Below are 19788 nucleotides of genomic sequence, written 5' to 3' on the forward strand. Positions count from 1 at the left end.
TCCAGATTGTTTGATATATCTGAAATATTAACCGTGACTATCCTTAACCTTTGGCTTATGCTGAAATATGTAGATCAAATAAAACAGCGCTGGCAGGATAAAAACACTCCCAATAAGTAAGGCATATGCCAAAGTAGAGATCGTTTTTGCCTGTCCCTGATGGGTTAGAAGTGATAAATTTTCTCCATTATTAAGAAGCACAATGTCTGGGAAATGGATATAAGTTGCTGCGAATAAAATCATCGTTACTTGAAAACCTGCTAGCAACCTCAACAAAATCGGTTTGTTTTTATTTAGCATATAGAACATGATCACTAAAGAAATACTTGCGGCCACAATGGCTAATACCCCAGGAAGGTCGCCAAATATCCAGTACAATAAGGGAACATGATCAACATGAGCTGCCCAAAAAACAAGTGCACCACTACACATCACTGCGAAAATAGTACGCTTGGCTTTGCGAATAAAATGTAGACGATCACCACCAGGTGACGTTTGTCCAATAATAAAAATCGTAGCCAGGTAGCCGCAAATACTTACTGTAAATACACCTACGGAAACAGAAAACCAGTTTAACCAGCTGTAAACATATGCGGACAGGAAATCGGCCGATTGTAAATCTATTCTCCCAGATACTGAACTTGCAGCAATGATCCCGAGAAAAAATGGAGTAATCAGACTGGAATAGATGAATATCGGTGTGTATACCTTTTGCATTTCATCCTTTACTGCATCATAATTTCTGAATACAAAAGCCGTACCCCTTGCAATAATACCAAGTAACATACAAACCAGAGGGATGTGCAGGTAAATGGAAATAGTCGTGTAGATTTTAGGGAATCCAACAAAAAGAATTACAATAGCAATGATCAACCACATATGGTTAGCCTCCCAAATAGGCCCAATTGCGTTGTACATCGTCTTTTTGGTTTTAGGTCTGTTTACTTTTGAAGTGAAAAGTTCTATAATACCAGCACCAAAATCCGCACCGCCGAGTAAGATATATAGCAAAATTGAGGTCCATAAGAACACAATTACAACATAGATCATGAGCGCAGGTATTTAATTTGACGATATAACAATATGGTAACGATTATGGCAAGCGAGAAATAGACGGCTGTAAAAAGATAAAAGGAATAGGCAATCCCTGGCATTGGAGTTACAGCGTCTGCAGTGCGAAGTACGCCATGTATAATCCAGGGTTGTCGTCCAACTTCTGTAACTGTCCACCCGGCTTCCAGTGCTATAAAACCAAGTGGCGTGGCGATCACAAAAAACTTCATTAACCATTTCGATTCCAGCCAGCCGCTTTTCTTAAATAAAGCCAGAAAGTAAAGAACAGAAAGCCCCACCATGGCCATACCGATAGCAACCATGATTTGAAATGCATAGTGTGTAACAGCAACCGGAGGTTGGTCTTTCTTAGGGATACGGTCTAAACCTACAACTTCCTTATTGAAATCACCCTTGGCCATAAAACTCAATACTCCTGGCAACTTAATCGCATAGTCTACCTTTTTATTTAAGGTATCTGGAATTCCTCCGATTATCAAGGAAGCATTCTTTTCTGTATGAAAGTGTGCTTCCATAGCTGCCAGTTTAGCTGGTTGTCTGTGTGCAACATCCTTTGCAGAGATATCTCCGCTCAATGGCTGCAAACAGGCGGCAACTGTACCAAATATTGCTGCTATTTTAAAGGCCTTTTTGTGAAATATAATATTTTTCCCCCTTAAGATCATCAGCGCGTGAACACCCGCCACAGCGAAGCCAGTAGAGACGAAAGCAGCTATCGACATGTGTAGGGCCTGTGAAAACCAGGCGTCATTGAACATCGCTTTGATAGGGTCTATATTGATGTAATTACCATCAACAAAATCGAATCCTGCGGGACTATTCATCCACGAATTTGCTGCTACTACCAAGATACCCGAGAGCAAACCGCTTATGCCAACAATAACTCCCGTTACCCAGTGAAACCACCTGTTAAGCTTATCCCACCCATATAGGTAAAATCCCAATGCAATGGCCTCTATAAAAAAAGCGGTCCCTTCAAGTGAAAATGGCATCCCAAATATTGGCCCAGCATGTTCCATAAACTTTGGCCATAGCAATCCAAGTTCAAATGAAAGTACAGTTCCAGAAACCGCTCCCGTGGCAAAAAAGATAGCTACTCCCCGGCTCCAAGCTTTTGTAACATCCTTATAGACTGCTTTCTTTGTTCGGAGCCAGTAAAAATGGGCAACCGACATAAAAAAAGGCATCACCATTCCTATGCAGGCAAATATAATGTGGAAGCCAAGAGAAAAAGCCATTTGAAGGCGCGCGGCTAAGAAATCGTCCATGCTGTCATCTTAAAATATTTTGTACTAAAAGACTCCCCAAAAATACGTCATGGTCTCCATTAAAACGCGAACAGCACTGTAGAATAATGTCAAAAATTAATAAAAACATTTGGCTTTTTATTTTCAATCCACAGAGTATTGCATCATCAAATAGGATAAAATATGAAATCAATAAAAAAAATGGCTTACGTAATATCAATTTTCTTATTATCGTCCCTTGCCTGCAAAAAAATCAAAACCCAGGTAAGCGAACCTGAACCAATGGTCACAGTCGAACCGGAAAATAAACCCAACGAACCTACAAAGAAAACATTTGTTCCAGTTAAGTTTGAATCCGCAACACTAACCCTAGATATTAAATATCAGGAGAACACAACGTTTATCAGCGAAATAAGTATCTCATCAGGTATAAAATATACTGTGGCTTATGCCAATGACCTACCGAAACGAATGGAAAGATTTTTAAATGGTGTAAGAAATTATGCTGTTGATTATTTGGTCACAAATGGCACCGTTACAAGGGTTAATCAGTTTGATGTTCTTACGTCACGTTACCAACCTTTGGATAAGTATCAGTTGGAATATAACACAGATGGAAAGATTAGTGTAATTAAAACCTACGCAGTAACCAATGCATTGGCCAAGACGACAAATCTCCTGTACGGTGCAGAAGGTAATTTGATTAGCTATAGCGTAGAGATACCCGACAAAACCAGTTTCACTTGCAACTACGATTCAAATCCAGGAATCTTTGGCGCGGTCAAATCAGCACAGCTTTTGGAAATGGAACTTCCATACTATTTTCTAACTTTCGGACCACACAATCTCACGAAAATGAGCGGTGGGACAAAAGCAGAAAATCGCGAATATACCTATACTTACAACAAAGATAGTTATCCATCAGAATTGATCCTGAAAACTGAAAGTGGCACCCAAACTTTCAAAATCACCTATATGGAAATCAAGTAGCTTCAATTGTGCAATAACTGCTCTGCCTTAAACAAATTGTCTGCAGTCTGAATTATTTTTGCTTTGAGCTTAGGATTATAATGAGGGTTTCTGCTGAGGAAGCTTCTCACAATATCCGCGGCTTCCTTGCTCTGATAGCTTCCTAAAGTAGATTGCAGCCAATTTTGAGGAAAGAATATGTCTCCTGTTGTCTGGATCTCGTTTAGCATTTCCAAACTCCTGGAAAGGTATTTTATGGAGCTGCTTTGCCTCAAGGGATGGTGTAAATAACTAAGTGCTGCCCCAACATTAGCTTCCTTCTCTCTATTTGACTTCCTCGATAAGCTTTCAAAGAACTCATCTCTTACTTTTACATCGGGGGACAGCGATGGCATGATAAATTCAAAGCGCTTTATTCTGTCGTCATTAGTAATTCGGCGCAATTGCTTATCGAGAACTTCAGTATCACGGTCATCCCTAAGCGCAAGAGAGAATGCAATTGAGGTGTAATCATCTTCGGTAAGCTTTATTCCTGTTGGTGCCTGTTGTTCGTTCCATATCTTATATAGCCGTTCCCTGGCGGAAGCCGACATATAAACATCTTGATAGGTTTTAAACAATATTTTTCTGTTGTTACTTTGTTCGGCTATTCCAATACTGCTCCACAAAGCAGATTCCAGTATCGGTGCAAAGGCAATACGGTCTTGCTCTTTTGTAAATATCCAATAAATATTACTAATATATCCGGTAATTAACTTCAGGTTTAGTTCTTCCTTCTCTTTAGAAAGGCCTTCAACAAATAGTTTCAATGCTTGGGCAGGTTCTATTGATCTACCGGCAAGCATGTTTTCATATATAGAAATATAGGCAGCTGCTCGACTTACCGGTTTGTCCACCTGATAGATTCCTTTGAACATGGCGGTATCTAATGGCCACACTCCGTAACCTTGTCCGGATGAATTGAAAACAACAAATGAAGGAACATCTAAACCTTGAGCTGCAGTCAGATCAATTTTAGGAGCATTCAAATTGACGCTTAGTTCCTTGCTTGATCCTGGATAATAAAGCGTAAGCTCGAACAATTGCGGCCAAATCCGGGATTTGCCATATTCGGTTTTCTGGTGAATTGTCAATTTGCTAATCTTTCCATTCTTACTTTCAAGGGAGTAGTCAATCAAAGGTCTTCCAGGTTCGTTAACCCACACTTTGTTCCATTTCTGAAGATCCTGAGGGGTATATTCATCAAGGATTCCAATAAGGTCAGGCCATGAAGCGTTTCCATTTCTGAATTTAGTGAGGTAAGCCTGCACACCTTCCTGGAATTTATCTTTGCCCATTAACCTTTCCAACTGGCGCATCATAATTGGCGCCTTATGATAAATAATGTTGCCGTACATAGTGCCGGCATCCTTTAAATTATCCAGTTGTTGCCTTATCGGGTTTGAGCCTGTCGTCCGGTCCACACCGTAGGCCAGCGGAAAATGATCCACTAAAAATTTAAGGTCAAACACGTCTTTACCAGTTATGAACTCGGTGCTCTTATCTGCCATAAAGTTGGCAAAAACTTCCTTCATCCACACATCTGTAAACCAGTTCATGGTTACCATATCGCCAAACCACATGTGCGCCGTTTCGTGCGCAATTACGTTGTTTCGAGCATTCACTTGATCTTTAGTGGCTCCTCCATCTAAAAACAAAGCCGAAGCCTTATATTGAATATTGCCTACGTGCTCCATTCCTCCAAACTGAAAATCCGGTATAGCCACAAAACCAAACTTTTGAAATGGGTAAGGAATACCTGTCCAGTTTTCCAGGTATTTAAGTGCATTGTCATGCAACCTAAAAATCTCCTGTAAACTACTGTTTATTTTTGCGGTATCTGTTTCCCGGTAAAGAAAGTCAGACTTATAACTACCGGTCTTGCCTTGTGCCAGATCAAACTTTCCGGCGGCAAAAGCGAAAAGATAAGTACTTATCGTGTCCGACTCCAGGTAGCGGTATGTATTGCGGTCGCCATCTGTAGTTTTATTTTTAAGCTTTGCGTTGGCGATGGCTTTCCAGTCTGACGGTATATCCAGATTTAACGTATAAGTAGCTTTAAGATCTGGCTGGTCAAAGCAAGGAAACACTGTTCTTGCCCTATCGGGAACAAACAAAGTATAGAGGTAGTCTGCATTTCTGTTCAAAGCCCCATCTCCTGCAATAAAGTCAAGCTTGATGCTGTTACTACCCTTAGTCAATGCTTCTGCAGGTATAATTAGATGTTCATCGGTATGCTGTATGGGGATCACTTTCGCGTTTACCTCTACGCGTTGCAATTTCTTGCCCAGTTCTTTAAAATCCAGCTGAAGTGGATATTTTACACTATTCAATTGAAAAGTAAGTATTTCAGAAGCATTGATTGCTTCTGCTTTATTTCGAGGAATATGAAAAAAAAGGTTATAACTGATATGGCTAAGCACTGATTTGCGATATATCGCTAACTTTCTGGAGACGCCTGTCTCCAACTGTGGGTTCCCTAATTTCTTTGAACCGGCACAGGATAACAGGCACATTCCCATTAAGAGGACAACTGTACTACCAATATATTTCTTTTTCATAAAACTTTGAATCAAAAGCGAGAATAACACCACCAGCAAACATCCAATCAGGTTTAACCACAAGTAAGCAATTTGATCAGACTGTCCTATGGCAATTACAGTGGCTTCCGCCAGTAATGCTGCAATAAAAACGGCTCTGCCGTTTACTTGCTTAACGTAGAATGCCACCAGGAATACGCCTAAAATGGTGCCGTATATATAAGACCCCAGTATATTGACTGCTTCCAGCAAGTTACCAATTCTGCTGGCATAGAGTGCCATTACAATACAAACTATCCCCCAAAAAACGGTGGCTAATCTTGATGCCTGTAAATATTGATCATCACTTCCATCCTTTTTAATCAAGCGCTTATAAATATCTATGACGGTTGTAGATGCCAGAGAATTTAGCGCGCTCGCTGTAGAGCCCATAGAAGCCAGAAATATAATAGCAATTAACAATCCTACTAACCCGCGAGGGAGATACTTAGTTACAAAGCTTAAAAATATGTAGTTGTTGTCTTTCGTGTTGGCCTGTGCATCATTTTTCACCATCAATTGAATAACCTTTTTTTTGATAGATTTATCTAAAGTATCCGCCACTTGTAAAACCTTCCGCTGAGCGTCAACAGTGACTTGGTCACGTGCTTCCAGTGCTTTGTTCATTACTTCTATAGCAGCCTGTTTGGAAACGAAAGCCTGATCATATTCTGCCTTAATCACATTTAGCTCGCCTGCGTAACGGCTTTTCTCCAGTTTGTTCAATTCAAAGCTATTAAAGAAAATAGGTGGCTTGTTATATTGATAAAAAGTAAACACCAATACACCAATGAGCAAAATTAGAAATTGCATAGGGATTTTAACCAATCCATTCATCAGTAAACCCATCCTGCTTTCGCTAACTGAAGCGCCTGATAAATACCTGCCAACCTGGCTTTGATCTGTACCAAAATAAGATAGCTGCAAAAAGAATCCACCCAATAGGCCACTCCACACAGAATACTGGTTATTTAAATCAAATTTAAAATCTATAGCATTCGTTCGGCCCATCTTACCTGCAATACTGATTGCTTTGACAAAGCCAACATCTTTAGGCAATAGATGTACCACCATAATTCCCGCGGCGAACAGTCCGCAAAAGATAATGCTCATTTGCAACATCTGGGTATAAGAAACTGCCTTTGTACCACCATAAACCGTATAAAAAACGACTAAACCACCTATAAAAAGCGTTGTATACGTAGTGTTAATATCTAAAATAGTTGATAAAATAATAGAAGGCGCATAGATGGTAATACCTGTCGACAAGCCTCTTTGAATCAAAAAAAGGAAAGCGGTTAATGCCCTTGTCTTAAGGTCAAAACGTTGCTCCAGATACTCATAGGCAGTATAAACCTTCAAACGGTGAAATATGGGAACGAAAGTGATACACAATACTATCATTGCCAATGGCAATCCCAGGTAAAATTGTACAAAGCTCATGCCCGATGAATAAGCCAAACCAGGGGCAGATAAAAAAGTAATAGCGCTCGCTTGCGTAGCCATCACCGAAAGGCATACATGATACCAGGGTAAAGATTGGTTGCCTAACAAATACCCTTGTATATTATGCGCACCTCTACTTTTGTAAATGCCGTATACAACAATAACAACTAAAGTTAGAATCAGAACAGTCCAGTCTAAATTACTCATCCGAAATACCTGGTAAAAGCATAGAAGATCACAATCAGGAACACCAGCCAAGCTGCAAGCCAGCAGTAAAAATTCTTATAATTTGGCTCCTCCATCGGGGGCTATTTCTTTATTGAAAGCAAATTAACAAATAAGCGGTAAGCTCCGGGTACTCCCGCAGGCAATTGCCTAAAGAATGACAGGCCCGTGTAAACATACCTCCCTTTGCCGTAGTTTGCAACCAACAATGATCCGTTATTCGCCGCCTCACCAGTATCATTGATACTGATTATGGGGCTATAATGCTGATCAATATCCGTTACGAAATACAACCCACGTTCCTGTATCCAGTCCTCAAAATCTTTATCCGTTATTTTATTGGGATAATTCAATACCACACTGTTCGGCACAAGCAGAGTCACTTTTGCATCTTCTTCTGTAACGCGGTCGCGACCTACATGGAATGGATACGGACCTAAATCATCTATTCGCAGTGGTGAATTCACATTATATTGCACCAATAATACCCCACCATTTTCAACATATTTCATGAGTTTCGGCTGCATGCTCCTGATCTGATCGTTCACATTATATAGCCTAACACCGGTAACGATAGCATCGAAACCGGAAAGATCAGTATTGATCACCTGATTTTCCGTCAACCCCGTTACCTCATAGCCAATTTGCTTCAGAGATTCAGGGATTAAATCACCAGCCCCAGCGATATAACCAATCTTGCGCCCGGCTATCTTTAAGTCTATCTTAGCCAACCTTGCTTCAGCTGAAGGAAATAATGTTTGAACCGGAATGTGTTCATAATTTATAACTTTCAATCCATGGCTATAAGTTTGACCATCAATTGTAGCATTCACCACCAATTTGCCGCCCGCGCTGTTGCCCGCAGGAGTAACCATAAAGTTCAAGATTTGCTCATCGCCTTTCTTAAGAAGATTAAATTCTGTGCTTGTGGGCGACAGCTTCCAACCCATTGGTAATGTTGCAGAAAGCTTGCCTTTTGCATTATCTTTAAAACTCTTAAGATAAATTGTGATTGACTTTGGTTCTTCACCAGTAAAAATGAAAGCCTTTTCAGACAACGTTGCAGTAACGGGTGGCGCAATCACAAGTGGTTGATAAACTTCTCCTTTTACCTGATCTGTATACTTATACACTACAGGCATTCTCTTTTCAATTACCTGATCGCCTATCTTTATTTTGAAAAGTACCGAGAGTCCCATTGGATTTTCGGCGAGTCCAATCTTACTTAAAGAATCCACAACATAGTTCCCAATTGGATGCGCTTTTTCCAGCCAATAAGGTTGTGTTAGTGTTTTTGTACCCTTGAGTTTTATTTCCTTTGATAAAAATTGATTCGGAGCTAAAGAAACAGAAGTGCCAGAAGTTTCTTCCTCCAATGAAACAGGCAAGAGAAAATCGGATTTTACCCTGGATATGGCCTGCATTCGAACACCAACTTGTTCATTTAAAGCGTAAAATGGGTTAATCGCAGCAGCCTCCAGCCAAATACCGGCACAAGAAAGGATCAAATTATCCAAAAGCTCCTGTTTAAAAGGCTTACCTGCTACAAGTTGCTTTAACTTCAACAACTTAATAACAGATTTTGAGGGATCTGAAGCTTGGTATTCGGCATTTATCTCATTCAACAATTGCTGCGCATCCGCACTTTTGGGATTTCTAGCTAATGTAAAATCAACGCCTTCAAATAAATCTTTGTTTGCTTTCTCACCAGCAACAGGTGTAAAAAATTCTATCCCGGACCCACGTTGTCTGGCGGATCCAAACCCCTGACTCCTGTGATTACTTCTGCTCTCCGCAGCAATTTCCCCATAGCTCTTGCCTAAAAGCGGATTGAACAGTCCCACATCAATCTTTAGCTGATCATCTGCCGTTGTATTATTGCCTCCGAAATTAAAAGTATTCCATACAATCCTTTTGGCCTGCCATGGCTTTACAAAAGCCAGCTGTTCGGGATATTGCTTTGGATCGGCAGCGGCAGTAAAAGCTTCTCTGGCCAATATAGCGGAACCAGAATGGTGTCCATGTCCTGCTCTTGAATCTTCCGGGAAACGAGTGATGATCACATCAGGGCGAAACTTTCGGATCACCCAAACTACATCAGCCAATATCTTTGACTTATCCCATATTTTAAATGCTTCCTCTGGATTTTTTGAAAAGCCGAAATCGTTAGCCCTGGTAAAAAATTGTTCCGCGCCATCAGTCCTTCTGGCAGCAAGTAGTTCCTGTGTCCTTATTAAACCAAGTAATTCAGCTTGTTCGTTGCCAATAAGGTTCTGTCCACCATCGCCTCTGGTCATAGATAAATAGCCGGTTCGCACCTTCATTTCCTTAGCCAGATACGCCAACAAGCGTGTATTTTCATCGTCAGGATGGGCTGCTACAAAAAGCACACTTCCTGTAACGTTTAGAGCTTCCAACCCCTGCTTTATTTCGGCAGCATTTAATTGCTGCATATTTTGCGCCTTTAATATAGGTGCCAAAAACAAGAGAAAAAGAAGACTATATAATTTGGTGGTCATAGGCGATTGTTAATTTTCGAAAATAACCAAAAAACGGCAATCTGCTATTTATTTAAAAAGCAATTTCAGTAACAATCGTGCAAATATACTACCCTTTTTATAGGAGAATTTTACTGCTAACCTCTTTATCGATAGTTATAAAACCTGGATACTTCACCAGCGTACTGCCTACTTTAATACTTGGTCTGATTTTAAGTGTCAATATTCCTTTTTTTTCAGCACCACCGTTCTTACCTCCCTTAATAAATTCGCTGATCTCTCCCATTACTTTGCTGTTGGATACAAAAGGATAGAGATTCACATCCATATTAACAGGAACGACTACAGACTGCCCTGCCAGAACATTTACTGCCTGGTTAACTACACCCTCTGCAAGCTGCGCATTGTTGATTAATATCTTATATTCAAATTCGTTGATAGAAGCATCATCTCCAGTAGGGTTCTTTATTTCCAGATTGAGCTTGGTTTTCAAAGGCACATCCTTTCTGAGTAGTCCAAATGCCAATCCGGGTAAACTGGCCAAATTGATCTCCTGGTTTTCCAATAACTTTTTAACGTTGGTTCCGCCAATGAAGATCTCTTCGGCAGAAGTTATTCTATATGTACATTTTTCCAGTGCTTTGATCTGCTGTGCTTGTCTGTTTATACCACAGCCGGAAAAGGCAATAACCAATAGGGAAAACAAAATTAATCTTTTCATAAAAGCTATAACGCAATAAGTGTGCTAAAGATATAAATTACCTTCTGCGCTTGCTGTTATTACGACTGATAAAGAAATCAAGACTGTATTTTCCTGCTCCAATAAGTAAAATCAAGAAATAAGCCAGGAGGTAATGCAAAGCCAGTTCTTTTTTCTCAAAAGGATCATTACCATGTGCAACCAATACAGCTACCAGCATGGTAACAATCAATGGAACTACGGCCAAACGCGTTGCCAGGCCTAATATCAAAAAGATAGAACAGAAAAATTCTGCAAATATGGCCAGATACATTGATGCAGTTTGTCCGATACCAAAGGGATCCATAAACTGAATTTCACCACCAGCTAGCACACCTTGTAGTTTACCGTACCCATGTACCATCATAAATGCACCTATTGCTACACGAAATATCAGCAATCCAAAGTTTAAACTGCCGTGATTAAAATTGGTGTTAAAAATTTGCTTCATAAAGAGATTCCTAGTTAATAAGTATAGTCAGATTTAGTAAACATAATAAATTATTAATTTATTTTATAATAAGGCCTTTTATGAAGCCAGAAATGGCATCTTGAAGTATCATTTTCTTGTGTTCTGCAGGCTTACCTTCTTTCTGTATCATTTCGATCGACACCAGGCCATGTAGAATAGATAAATAAGTATGATATTTTAGGAAAAAATCAACTTTCTTATTTTCACTTGCGGCGATGGCTTCTTTTATAGCGCACATCATCACCATTGTCATGTTTTTCATCTCAATGATGGAATTAATCTGTTCGCAGGCAGGGATTCCCAAACCAAACATCAGCTGATAATATTCCTTATTTTCAAACGCAAAATCCCAATAACTACTTGCAATAGCTTCTAATTGCAACGCCGGATCACTGTGCTGATCTTTTGCTGTTTGCAATTGTTCTGCCAATTTTTGAAAGCCTTCTTTGGCAAACTCCAGTAAAATAGCCTCCTTATTTTCGAAATGACTATATATTACGGGCACACTGTATTCAATCGCATCAGCAATTTTCCTAATCGACAGCGACTGCCAGCCATCTGTAAGTACTTGCAGCCAGGCGGCCTCTAGTATACTTGCCCTAAATTCTTCTTTTTGTCTGATCTTTCTCTCTGCAATTCCCATATCATTCCTAATAAGTTAACACTGTTAGCAAATGTAACAGTTTGAGACTTAATATCAATCCAGAATAGAATTTCTGACGAACTGACCACAAAAGCTAATGCAACAGGCAGTAGTGCAACTCTTCTAAAGACCCAAAACCTTTAGAAATTCTTCACGGTAATTGCTGCCAATTGGAATTTCTGTTTTACCTATAAAAACCCGGTTTCCCTCGATATGGCTAATCTTTGATTTGTTAATAATAAATGAACGGTGCACGCGCAGAAAGAGCGGTCGTGGCAACAGTTCTTCAAAGGTCGAAAAGACCATTTTCGGCAGCAATACCGCATCTCTTGTATTAATTTTCGTGTAGTTCCCGTTCGCCTCTCCATATAGAAGTTCATCGTAACTAACCTTAAATATCTTTCCTTCCGTCTTGATAAATAAGTAATCGTCTTCCCTTTTCTGCTCTTCAGCAGCATCGGGAATGAGAGGCTTATCCAATCGCTCCATTGCTCTGTCCAATGCCATAACAAACCTTTGTAAAGAGAAAGGTTTTAGCAAATAATCACAAGCAGCAAGTTCAAATGCATCCAATGCATATTCCCGGTAAGCTGTGGTAAATATAACCTGAGGAGCATGCTTCAATGTCTTTAAAAACTCAATACCGTCCATCACGGGCATATTGATATCTAAAAACAAAATATCTACCTGTTGCCGCTGCAACACCAATTTTGCTTCGAGCGCATTGCCACAAGATGCAACGATCTGTAGGTATGGAAAGTGATCGCAGTAACTTTTAATGATGTCTCTGGCTATGGGCTCATCATCAACTATAAGGCAATTGATCAACTTCATATCACTTCAATTTAAGCTGTAACATAACAAGATAAGAATTATTATCTTTCGTGATGGTTAGCTCATGCTCATTCGGATAAAGTAATTCCAGACGTTTCGTTACGTTTGGCAAACCAAATCCACTGCTTTTATTCATGGTGTGTTGTCCAGCGCCCTCACTTCCCGTAGAATTTTTTATGGAAAATAAAATAGACTTAGCCCACAATTTCATAGTTACTTCTATAAATATCTTATCGTCAGCAGTGTTCTTTCCATGTTTGAAGGCATTCTCTAAAAACACGATCAGTAACATTGGAGCAATCCTCAAGTCAGGATTTGTAATCACTTCAATATTGGTAGAGAGCACCAGTCGTTCCCCAATCCTTATCCTTTCAAATTCCATATAGTTGTTGATATATGCAAGCTCATCTTTCAACGGCACATAGGTGTCGCCTGCATCATAAACCGAGTAACGGAGTAACGCTGAAAGCTTTAAGAGCAATGGAGGAATCCGCTCATGCTGTGTAATGGACAACCCGTAAAGATTATTGAGGGTATTAAATAGGAAATGCGGACTTAGTTGCGATTGTAGCAAACTTAACTCACTTTTACTATGAGTGGCAGCGTTTTCCGCGGCCTTCAATTGGTTTTTATTTACGGTATGAATAATTTTCATGAGTATTCCCATAGTAACGCTAATGAACATCACCGGCAACCAGAAGAGCAATAAATTAATATAGGCCCGCCCATTTAGCGGAAAATCCACATGCAGGAACAAGCAAATCGTGCAAAAAACTAAAATTACCGACAAGACCACCACTACGTTTCTGGGCAGCACCAACAGCTCTTTTGTCCAGCTCAGCACAGCGAACCTTCCTCCAAATATGCCGAAAACAAAGAATGCCGTTGCCGCAGCGGCTACCGATTCGTCTTCATGGATACGAATGGAATTTACATAGGAATTAAATGCTGGATATATGGCTATAGAAGACAATAACGCAATTGCGATATAAAGCCTTCGCCCGAAAAATGTATCTGTTGAGGTTTCTGAAAAGTATTTCATGTTGTTTTAAACATTTGTTAACTGCTACAAAAATGCATGCACAAAATCAGTTGCCGAAATAGCGGTGACGAACAGTACCAATTCAATGATGAAAACCTAACCAACACATTTTTGATTTTCATCACCAGAAATTTATTGTCTGTCAGCCAACAACTAAGTTACAACATAATTTTTCGCTTGGGAGATCGCTCAATTCAATATTTGTATTATGAAATATCTGATACTTGCATCCCTATTCTTAAGTAGTCTGGCCAGCGCACAGACTCCACCCAAACCAGCAACTAATCTGGCAGACACGACTAAGCAGCCTCCAAAAGACATTAACCTAAAAGAGGTAAACATTAAAACAAGGCGACCGCTCCTACAAATGGACATTGATAAAACCATTGTTAACGTATCGTCAATGATTAGTGCCGCCAGCAGCAATACCTTGGAGGTTCTTGAGAAGACTCCTGGAATTACAGTTAGCCCTTCGGGCGAAATCAGTCTCAATGGAAGAAGCGGGGTTATGGTACTTATAGATGGAAGGCCAAACTATTTGTCGGCCGCCGACCTGGCCAATTACCTTAAATCACTCCCGGGCTCTTCACTAGATAAAATTGAGTTAATGGATAATCCACCAGCTAAATATGATGCGACAGGAAATGCAGTCATCAATATCCGCTTAAAGCGCAACAGGGAAAGTGGAACTACTGGCAGTATTTCTTCCGGGTATTCGCAAGGCGAATATGCGCGCACTAACAATTCCCTCAACTTGAACTACAACTACAAAAAAATTAATCTGTTTACGAACTTGGGTTATAGCGACGAAAAGAACTTCTCACGTGACGATTTCGACCGTAGGTTTTTTAACAGTTCGGCGCAGCCGAATGGCACAGTAAATCTAACCAACGATCAATCTAACAACAACGGGGGACTAAACGCCAACTTCGGGCTGGACTACGCTGCAACCAAAAAATCAACCTATAACCTATCCCTTAACCTGAGCAACACCAAACGCGATGGTGACTTCAACTACCAAAGCAAAAGTTACGATCTGGCCGGAGTGCTGCAGGAAGTTGGGACTGGCAATACCATCAGCCGCGAAGACAGAACCAACCTAAGCGCCGGTTTAAGTGCAGTTCACAAACTAAATTCCGCTGGTAGGGAATTATCCGCAGACCTTAATTATCTCAATTACCAAATCGATGGCAGACAGGATCTTGCCTCCTTCCTTTACCAAAACCCTTCCAGCATTGCCATTTATTCCGCTAAGGCAGATTATACCCATCCATTAAAGAATCAAGCAAGACTAGAGGCAGGATTGAAAACAAGTTTTGTAAGTAATGATAACGACAACCGGTATTACCAGATCAGCGGAATGAGCCAGGACTTAGACAATAGTCGATCAAACCACTTTAAATACCGCGAAAACATCAATGCAGCATATATGACTTATCAAAAATCTTGGTCACAATTTGGCTTTCAATTCGGCCTAAGGGCAGAACATACTGCATTTACCGGCACACAGCTGGGAAATACGCCAGCACAAGGAAGTAGCTTTAGCAGAAGTTATACCAATCTGTTCCCCAATCTGATGCTGAACTACAAACTGGACAAAGAAAACAAGAACACCGTTGGTTTAATGTTGGTAAGGCGACTGAACCGACCAAATTACCAATCGCTTAACCCATTCCTATTTTATAAAGATCAATATACTTACACCTCTGGAAATCCGGAACTAGGACCGCAATTTCAAAACAGAATTGAACTGAAATATCAGCATAAGCAATTACTAAATATTGGCTTGAGCTACAACAGGTTCAGCAATGTCATCTTTCAGACTACAGAAGCGGTTGGCGATATCTTTACCATGATGCCTAAAAATATTGCATTAGGGCAAATGATCTTACTCAATCTTGGGGTTTCTGCCGCTCCTACCAATTGGTGGGCTGTAAATTATACCGGAAGAGTCTCACACATGAAATTAAACGGAAAGGTGTATACGGAAACCATCGACTTCAGTACGAATGTTTTACGCTTGGAGCTAAACAACAGCTTTACCTTTGGCAATAAGTGGAGCTCGGAGTTGAATGGGTATTATGCCAGCAGCGACTTAAATGGGCAATTGTATACAGGGGCCATGTATAGGGTGAATGCGGGTATCCAGAAAAAATTAATGAAAGATAAAGCAAGCATCAGGCTGTCGGCAGATGACATTTTCCACACTTGGGTATACCACTACGAATCGCTTTCACTAAAACAAGCAAAATATTTTCAAACCAGCGGATCAGACACGCAACGCATCGGTATTTCCTTCAGTTACCGTTTCGGTAATGAGTTATTTTCCAGAAAAAACAAGCACTATAATGGCGCTTCTGATGACGAAAAAGGGAGGCTCTAGCTCAGCCTTTTGCCATGAATCAGTTTCTGCATGGCATCATCAAAAGACCCCGCCCTGATTACTTCACCAGAATTCACAAAAAAAATCTCATCTGCATTCTGGATGGTATTTAAACGGTGAGCGATGATCACCAGAGTGGTACTTTGTCCTAATTTTTCTAATATGCGGCCCAATAACTGTTCAGTAATGGTGTCAATGTTTGCGGTGGCTTCATCCAGGATCAGCAATTCAGGTTTCCTTAAAAAAGCACGCATAAAAGCAATTAGTTGCTTTTGACCCAAACTCATACTGCTGCCACCAGTGGTCACCTCAGTTTCCAGCCCTTTATCAAATACGTTAAGAAGTTCAGTTAACCCCGCATCCAAAAACACCTTCAAAAGTCCATCAGTATCCATATTTTGATACTCCGAATTTCCATACAAAATATTATCCTTGACGGTACCGGTAAACAACAAAGGCTCCTGTAGAATAAAACCAATTTTAGCAGTGCGCTCTGCATGATTAAAAGAGCGAATGTCCTTGCCATTTAAAAGTACGTTGCCTTTAATGGGATCATACAGCCTTGCCATAAGCGAAGCTGTAGTGGTTTTGCCCCCACCGGTTGGCCCCACAAAGGCGTACATTTTACCGGATTCCAGCTTTAAATTGACATTAGACAATACCTCCTTACCACCCGGGTAACCAAAATATACCTCCTTAAATTCCAAAACAGGTGCGGAGTCTAAAACTTCAACCGCTCCTGTTTCTACCACTTCAAGGTCATTATCCAAACCCAGTAGATGGGAAATCCTGTCCCAAGAGGCAAGCGCAGTCTGAAAGCTTGTCCACAGCGTTGCCAATTGCCTTATTGGGTTGTAAAAGTTCGTGACGTATGCAATGTAACTAATTAACAAGCCAATGCTTAGCCCGCTATTTCGTATCAGATAAACTCCATAAATCAAAACCAGGAGTTGTGCAATATTAGAGAATAGACTAAAGACTGGCATAAAAACAGTGTTAGCAACTCCGGCGCCAGTGGCGGTCTTATAGTTTTGTTGATTTGCAGTATCGAACCGCTTTCTAAAGTAATCTCTTCTGTTAAAAGCAACTACCACTTTAAAATTATCCAAACTCTCCTGGATCTCTGCGCTCAGCATACCTACGCTTTTCAAGTTGGCGGCATTCTTTTTCCTTACCCATGGAGAAAGCCTATTTACAAACAACCAAATGCAGGCCGCAGGCAAAATTGCCACTAGTCCAAGTTGAAAATTGATGATTAGCATGAAAGCCCCTGCGGCAACCAACATAAAAAAGCTACTCAGAAACTGTAGCAATGCTTGCGAAAAAAACTGGTTTAGCCGGTCCGTATCTGTATTTACCCTAGAAATTAAATCACCTGCCTTATTTTGATTAAAAAATGCAACCGGTAACTGCTGGATTTTGTGAAAGACAGCGTTCCTCAATCCAAACACAATCCGCTGCGCAGCACCCCCAACAAGGCTGGTCTGGAAATAACTCCCGCCAAAAACTAATCCGTAAATGCAAAGCAAAATGGCAGAAAACAATAATACGCCATGATACTGCTTAGTTTGTATATAATGATCTATCGTATAACCAATTAAAAGTGGACCAGAGAGGTTTAATGCGGTATTCACCAGCATAATAGCCAAGGCAATAGCCAGGTTTCTTTTTTCTGCGGTGGCTACATTTAGCAGGTTACGGATTTCCCCAAACACCGGCTTTTTAACCTGTCCGTCTTTTTCTATGTTCAGGTTATAGTTCATAATTACTGGTACTTTGTTGAGAATTATAAATTTGTACGTACTCCTGGCTGCGCTTCATTAATTCCTGATGAGTTCCCTTATCCAGCACCTCCCCCTGCATCATTAAAATAATCTGATCATAATCTTCCACCGCAGCAATTTTTTGGGTAACAGAGATCAACGTGATTAGCGGGTAGTTATGTGAAATGTTATCCAGTATCTTACGCTCCGTCTGCTGATCTACCCTGGCTGTAAAATCATCCAGCAACAACACCTTAGGGTTTATGGCAAGCGCACGGGCAAGCATTATCCTTTGTTTTTGTCCGCCCGAAAGGCTTAGTCCTCTTTCAGAAACAATCGTTTCCAAACCTTCCGGAAATGATGCAATCAACTCTTTAAGCGCTGCAGTTTCAATAGCTCTATTTAACTGCTCAGAAGTTACCTGCTCACTAAAGGCAATATTTTCCCTTATACTCATATTAAACAGCACACTATCTTGAAAAACAAACGCTAGTTGTCGATAGAAAGCTTCACTTTTGAAATCGGCAATTAGCTCACCATCATACCTGATCTCACCACTATCCGCATTGGTCATTCCCGCCAAAAGCTGCATTAACTGAGTTTTTCCCGCAACCGTAGGGCCTACTATAGCTACCTTGGCACCTGCCGTAACCTTGAAACTAATGTCCTTTAACACCTGCTTACCAGAATAGCTCAGGTTAATTTGATCCACTTCAATCGCTCCGCTTAGTTTCTGTTCCCCAGTTCCCAAATCCAAACTGTCTTCTGCTTCAAGTACTTTGCTAACCCGCCCAAAAGAAACACTTGCCTGAACAATCACATTACTCATAAATCCAATGATGATGATCGGGAAGATCAGCATCGCCAAATAACTATTAAAGGCTGCAAGGTCACCAATAGACATTCTATCGGAAATCACCAAATGTCCGCCATAAGCCAAAATCACCAAAGCCGCAATACTGGCAGTAAAGGTTATAATCGGTATCAACCAGGCAAATAACCTTAAGATGGCAAGCCCTAAGTCTCTTCCCTTAATGCTAGCTTCCATAAATTTATCGTACTCCAATGCCTGGGAATTGACCACCCGAACCAGGAAAGCTCCTACAATATTTTCATTAATTACCTTATTTAACTTATCGATAACCTCCCTGCTTTTTTTGTAATGAACCCTTACCTTTCTAAGTACCAGGTAAAAACTTACACCTATGGTTGAGGTAATGCAAATCACAATTAGACCCAGCTCCCAATCGATACTAAACAACAAAATTGCGGCGCCAATAATGATGACCAGGGAAGAAACCATTGATACTATGGCTTGAGAGATAAAGGCTTTTATGGCATCGATATCTGAAGTAAGGTTAGTAAGCAGCTTTGCCGGACTCTCACGCTCGATAAATGCAGTATTTTGCCGTGATATTTTCGAGGCGAGTTCAGTGCGCAGGTTTAAAGCCACTTTCTCTGAGGCATGAATTTGAATCAAACTTTGAAAATAGCCCAATACAAAGACAGAGGCTGTTATGATCGAGAAATGCCAAATGGCGTTCTCGATTGAATAATGTTGATGTGCGATGCCGTCTATTATCCCTCCAATAATTTTTGGCAACAGTAAACTTAAAGCATTCCCACCAAGTGCAAGTAACAACAATAAACTAATGATGGGCCAGTAAGGCTTCAGCAATTTTAACATAATGCGAAGGTATTAATAATGGATTAATTGTTGGTAGGACACCCTATCAAGCCCAAATCCCTCATTTATAATCAGCCAAAAACTGTAAATAACAAAAAAGGAGTGTGTTCTGTATTTGAACACACTCCTTTTCATTGGAATCAACGTA

Annotated in this window: 13 protein-coding genes and 1 pseudogene; 2 read left to right on the plus strand and 12 right to left on the minus strand. The window is 40.4% G+C overall.

What is annotated here, in order from left to right; genetic code table 11:
• Positions 1-27 precede the first annotated feature (27 nt).
• Together ACXZ1K_RS16845 and ACXZ1K_RS16850 are read right to left on the minus strand one after the other, a co-directional pair.
• On the minus strand, positions 28-1050 hold the full coding sequence (locus ACXZ1K_RS16845; RefSeq protein WP_458970849.1) for a cytochrome d ubiquinol oxidase subunit II: 1023 nt from the start codon (positions 1048-1050) through the stop codon (positions 28-30).
• Positions 1047-2342, minus strand: a complete 1296-nt coding sequence (locus ACXZ1K_RS16850; RefSeq protein ID WP_458970850.1) for a cytochrome ubiquinol oxidase subunit I — start codon at positions 2340-2342, stop codon at positions 1047-1049. Before ACXZ1K_RS16850 ends, ACXZ1K_RS16845 begins: the two co-directional genes overlap by 4 nt.
• Positions 2343-2504: 162 nt before the next feature.
• On the opposite strand from ACXZ1K_RS16850, the gene ACXZ1K_RS16855 reads away from it, so the two are divergent.
• Entirely contained in the window at positions 2505-3311 is an 807-nt protein-coding gene (locus tag ACXZ1K_RS16855) for a hypothetical protein (protein ID WP_458970851.1), read from the plus strand.
• 2 nt (positions 3312-3313) lie between these two features.
• Here ACXZ1K_RS16855 and ACXZ1K_RS16860 read toward each other — a convergent pair whose 3' ends face one another.
• The 8 genes and pseudogenes from ACXZ1K_RS16860 to ACXZ1K_RS16895 form a co-directional block, all read right to left on the minus strand.
• Positions 3314-5890: a M1 family aminopeptidase gene (locus tag ACXZ1K_RS16860; protein WP_458973260.1), complete on the minus strand. Its 2577-nt coding sequence runs from the start codon at positions 5888-5890 to the stop codon at positions 3314-3316.
• Positions 5879-7561 (minus strand): annotated as a pseudogene (locus tag ACXZ1K_RS16865) (sodium:solute symporter family protein); the annotation flags it as partial. The gene ACXZ1K_RS16860 and the pseudogene ACXZ1K_RS16865, both read right to left, overlap by 12 nt.
• Positions 7562-7662: 101 nt before the next feature.
• Positions 7663-10098, minus strand: a complete 2436-nt coding sequence (locus tag ACXZ1K_RS16870) for a PIG-L family deacetylase (protein ID WP_458970852.1) — start codon at positions 10096-10098, stop codon at positions 7663-7665.
• A gap of 97 nt (positions 10099-10195) precedes the next feature.
• Positions 10196-10798, minus strand: a complete 603-nt coding sequence (locus ACXZ1K_RS16875; protein WP_458970853.1) for a hypothetical protein — start codon at positions 10796-10798, stop codon at positions 10196-10198.
• Between the two features lie 37 nt (positions 10799-10835).
• Positions 10836-11267, minus strand: coding sequence for a DoxX family protein (locus tag ACXZ1K_RS16880; protein ID WP_458970854.1), 432 nt, complete (start codon positions 11265-11267; stop codon positions 10836-10838).
• Between the two features lie 58 nt (positions 11268-11325).
• On the minus strand, positions 11326-11931 hold the full coding sequence (locus ACXZ1K_RS16885; protein WP_458970855.1) for a TetR/AcrR family transcriptional regulator: 606 nt from the start codon (positions 11929-11931) through the stop codon (positions 11326-11328).
• A gap of 123 nt (positions 11932-12054) precedes the next feature.
• Positions 12055-12765: a LytR/AlgR family response regulator transcription factor gene (locus tag ACXZ1K_RS16890; protein WP_458970856.1), complete on the minus strand. Its 711-nt coding sequence runs from the start codon at positions 12763-12765 to the stop codon at positions 12055-12057.
• A 1-nt stretch (position 12766) separates the two neighbouring features.
• Entirely contained in the window at positions 12767-13807 is a 1041-nt protein-coding gene (locus ACXZ1K_RS16895) for a sensor histidine kinase (protein ID WP_458970857.1), read from the minus strand.
• A gap of 208 nt (positions 13808-14015) precedes the next feature.
• Here ACXZ1K_RS16895 and ACXZ1K_RS16900 point away from each other — a divergent pair, with 208 nt between their 5' ends.
• Positions 14016-16190, plus strand: coding sequence for a TonB-dependent receptor domain-containing protein (locus ACXZ1K_RS16900; protein ID WP_458970858.1), 2175 nt, complete (start codon positions 14016-14018; stop codon positions 16188-16190).
• Here the strand turns inward: ACXZ1K_RS16900 and ACXZ1K_RS16905 are convergent.
• A complete protein-coding gene (locus tag ACXZ1K_RS16905; protein ID WP_458970859.1) occupies positions 16187-17953 on the minus strand; it encodes an ABC transporter ATP-binding protein in 1767 nt (588 codons plus the stop codon). The two genes, ACXZ1K_RS16900 and ACXZ1K_RS16905, sit on opposite strands and share 4 nt — an antisense overlap.
• Complete coding sequence (locus ACXZ1K_RS16910) at positions 17943-19640, minus strand: ABC transporter ATP-binding protein (RefSeq protein ID WP_458970860.1); 1698 nt, start codon at positions 19638-19640, stop codon at positions 17943-17945. Before ACXZ1K_RS16910 ends, ACXZ1K_RS16905 begins: the two co-directional genes overlap by 11 nt.
• Between the last annotated feature and the right edge of the window lie 148 nt (positions 19641-19788).

It is taken from the genome of Pedobacter jaeyakensis (assembly GCF_054461315.1).

Excerpts from the sequence above, each read along its gene's own strand:
- ACXZ1K_RS16895 (WP_458970857.1), bottom strand. The coding sequence starts at position 13,807 with ATGAAATACTTTTCAGAAACCTCAACAGATACATTTTTCGGGCGAAGG.
- ACXZ1K_RS16885 (WP_458970855.1), bottom strand. The coding sequence starts at position 11,931 with ATGGGAATTGCAGAGAGAAAGATCAGACAAAAAGAAGAATTTAGGGCA.
- ACXZ1K_RS16845 (WP_458970849.1), bottom strand. The coding sequence starts at position 1,050 with ATGATCTATGTTGTAATTGTGTTCTTATGGACCTCAATTTTGCTATAT.
- ACXZ1K_RS16905 (WP_458970859.1), bottom strand. The coding sequence starts at position 17,953 with ATGAACTATAACCTGAACATAGAAAAAGACGGACAGGTTAAAAAGCCG.
- ACXZ1K_RS16850 (WP_458970850.1), bottom strand. The coding sequence starts at position 2,342 with ATGGACGATTTCTTAGCCGCGCGCCTTCAAATGGCTTTTTCTCTTGGC.
- ACXZ1K_RS16855 (WP_458970851.1), top strand. The coding sequence starts at position 2,505 with ATGAAATCAATAAAAAAAATGGCTTACGTAATATCAATTTTCTTATTA.
- ACXZ1K_RS16910 (WP_458970860.1), bottom strand. The coding sequence starts at position 19,640 with ATGTTAAAATTGCTGAAGCCTTACTGGCCCATCATTAGTTTATTGTTG.
- ACXZ1K_RS16880 (WP_458970854.1), bottom strand. The coding sequence starts at position 11,267 with ATGAAGCAAATTTTTAACACCAATTTTAATCACGGCAGTTTAAACTTT.
- ACXZ1K_RS16900 (WP_458970858.1), top strand. The coding sequence starts at position 14,016 with ATGAAATATCTGATACTTGCATCCCTATTCTTAAGTAGTCTGGCCAGC.
- ACXZ1K_RS16860 (WP_458973260.1), bottom strand. The coding sequence starts at position 5,890 with ATGAAAAAGAAATATATTGGTAGTACAGTTGTCCTCTTAATGGGAATG.
- ACXZ1K_RS16875 (WP_458970853.1), bottom strand. The coding sequence starts at position 10,798 with ATGAAAAGATTAATTTTGTTTTCCCTATTGGTTATTGCCTTTTCCGGC.
- ACXZ1K_RS16870 (WP_458970852.1), bottom strand. The coding sequence starts at position 10,098 with ATGACCACCAAATTATATAGTCTTCTTTTTCTCTTGTTTTTGGCACCT.
- ACXZ1K_RS16890 (WP_458970856.1), bottom strand. The coding sequence starts at position 12,765 with ATGAAGTTGATCAATTGCCTTATAGTTGATGATGAGCCCATAGCCAGA.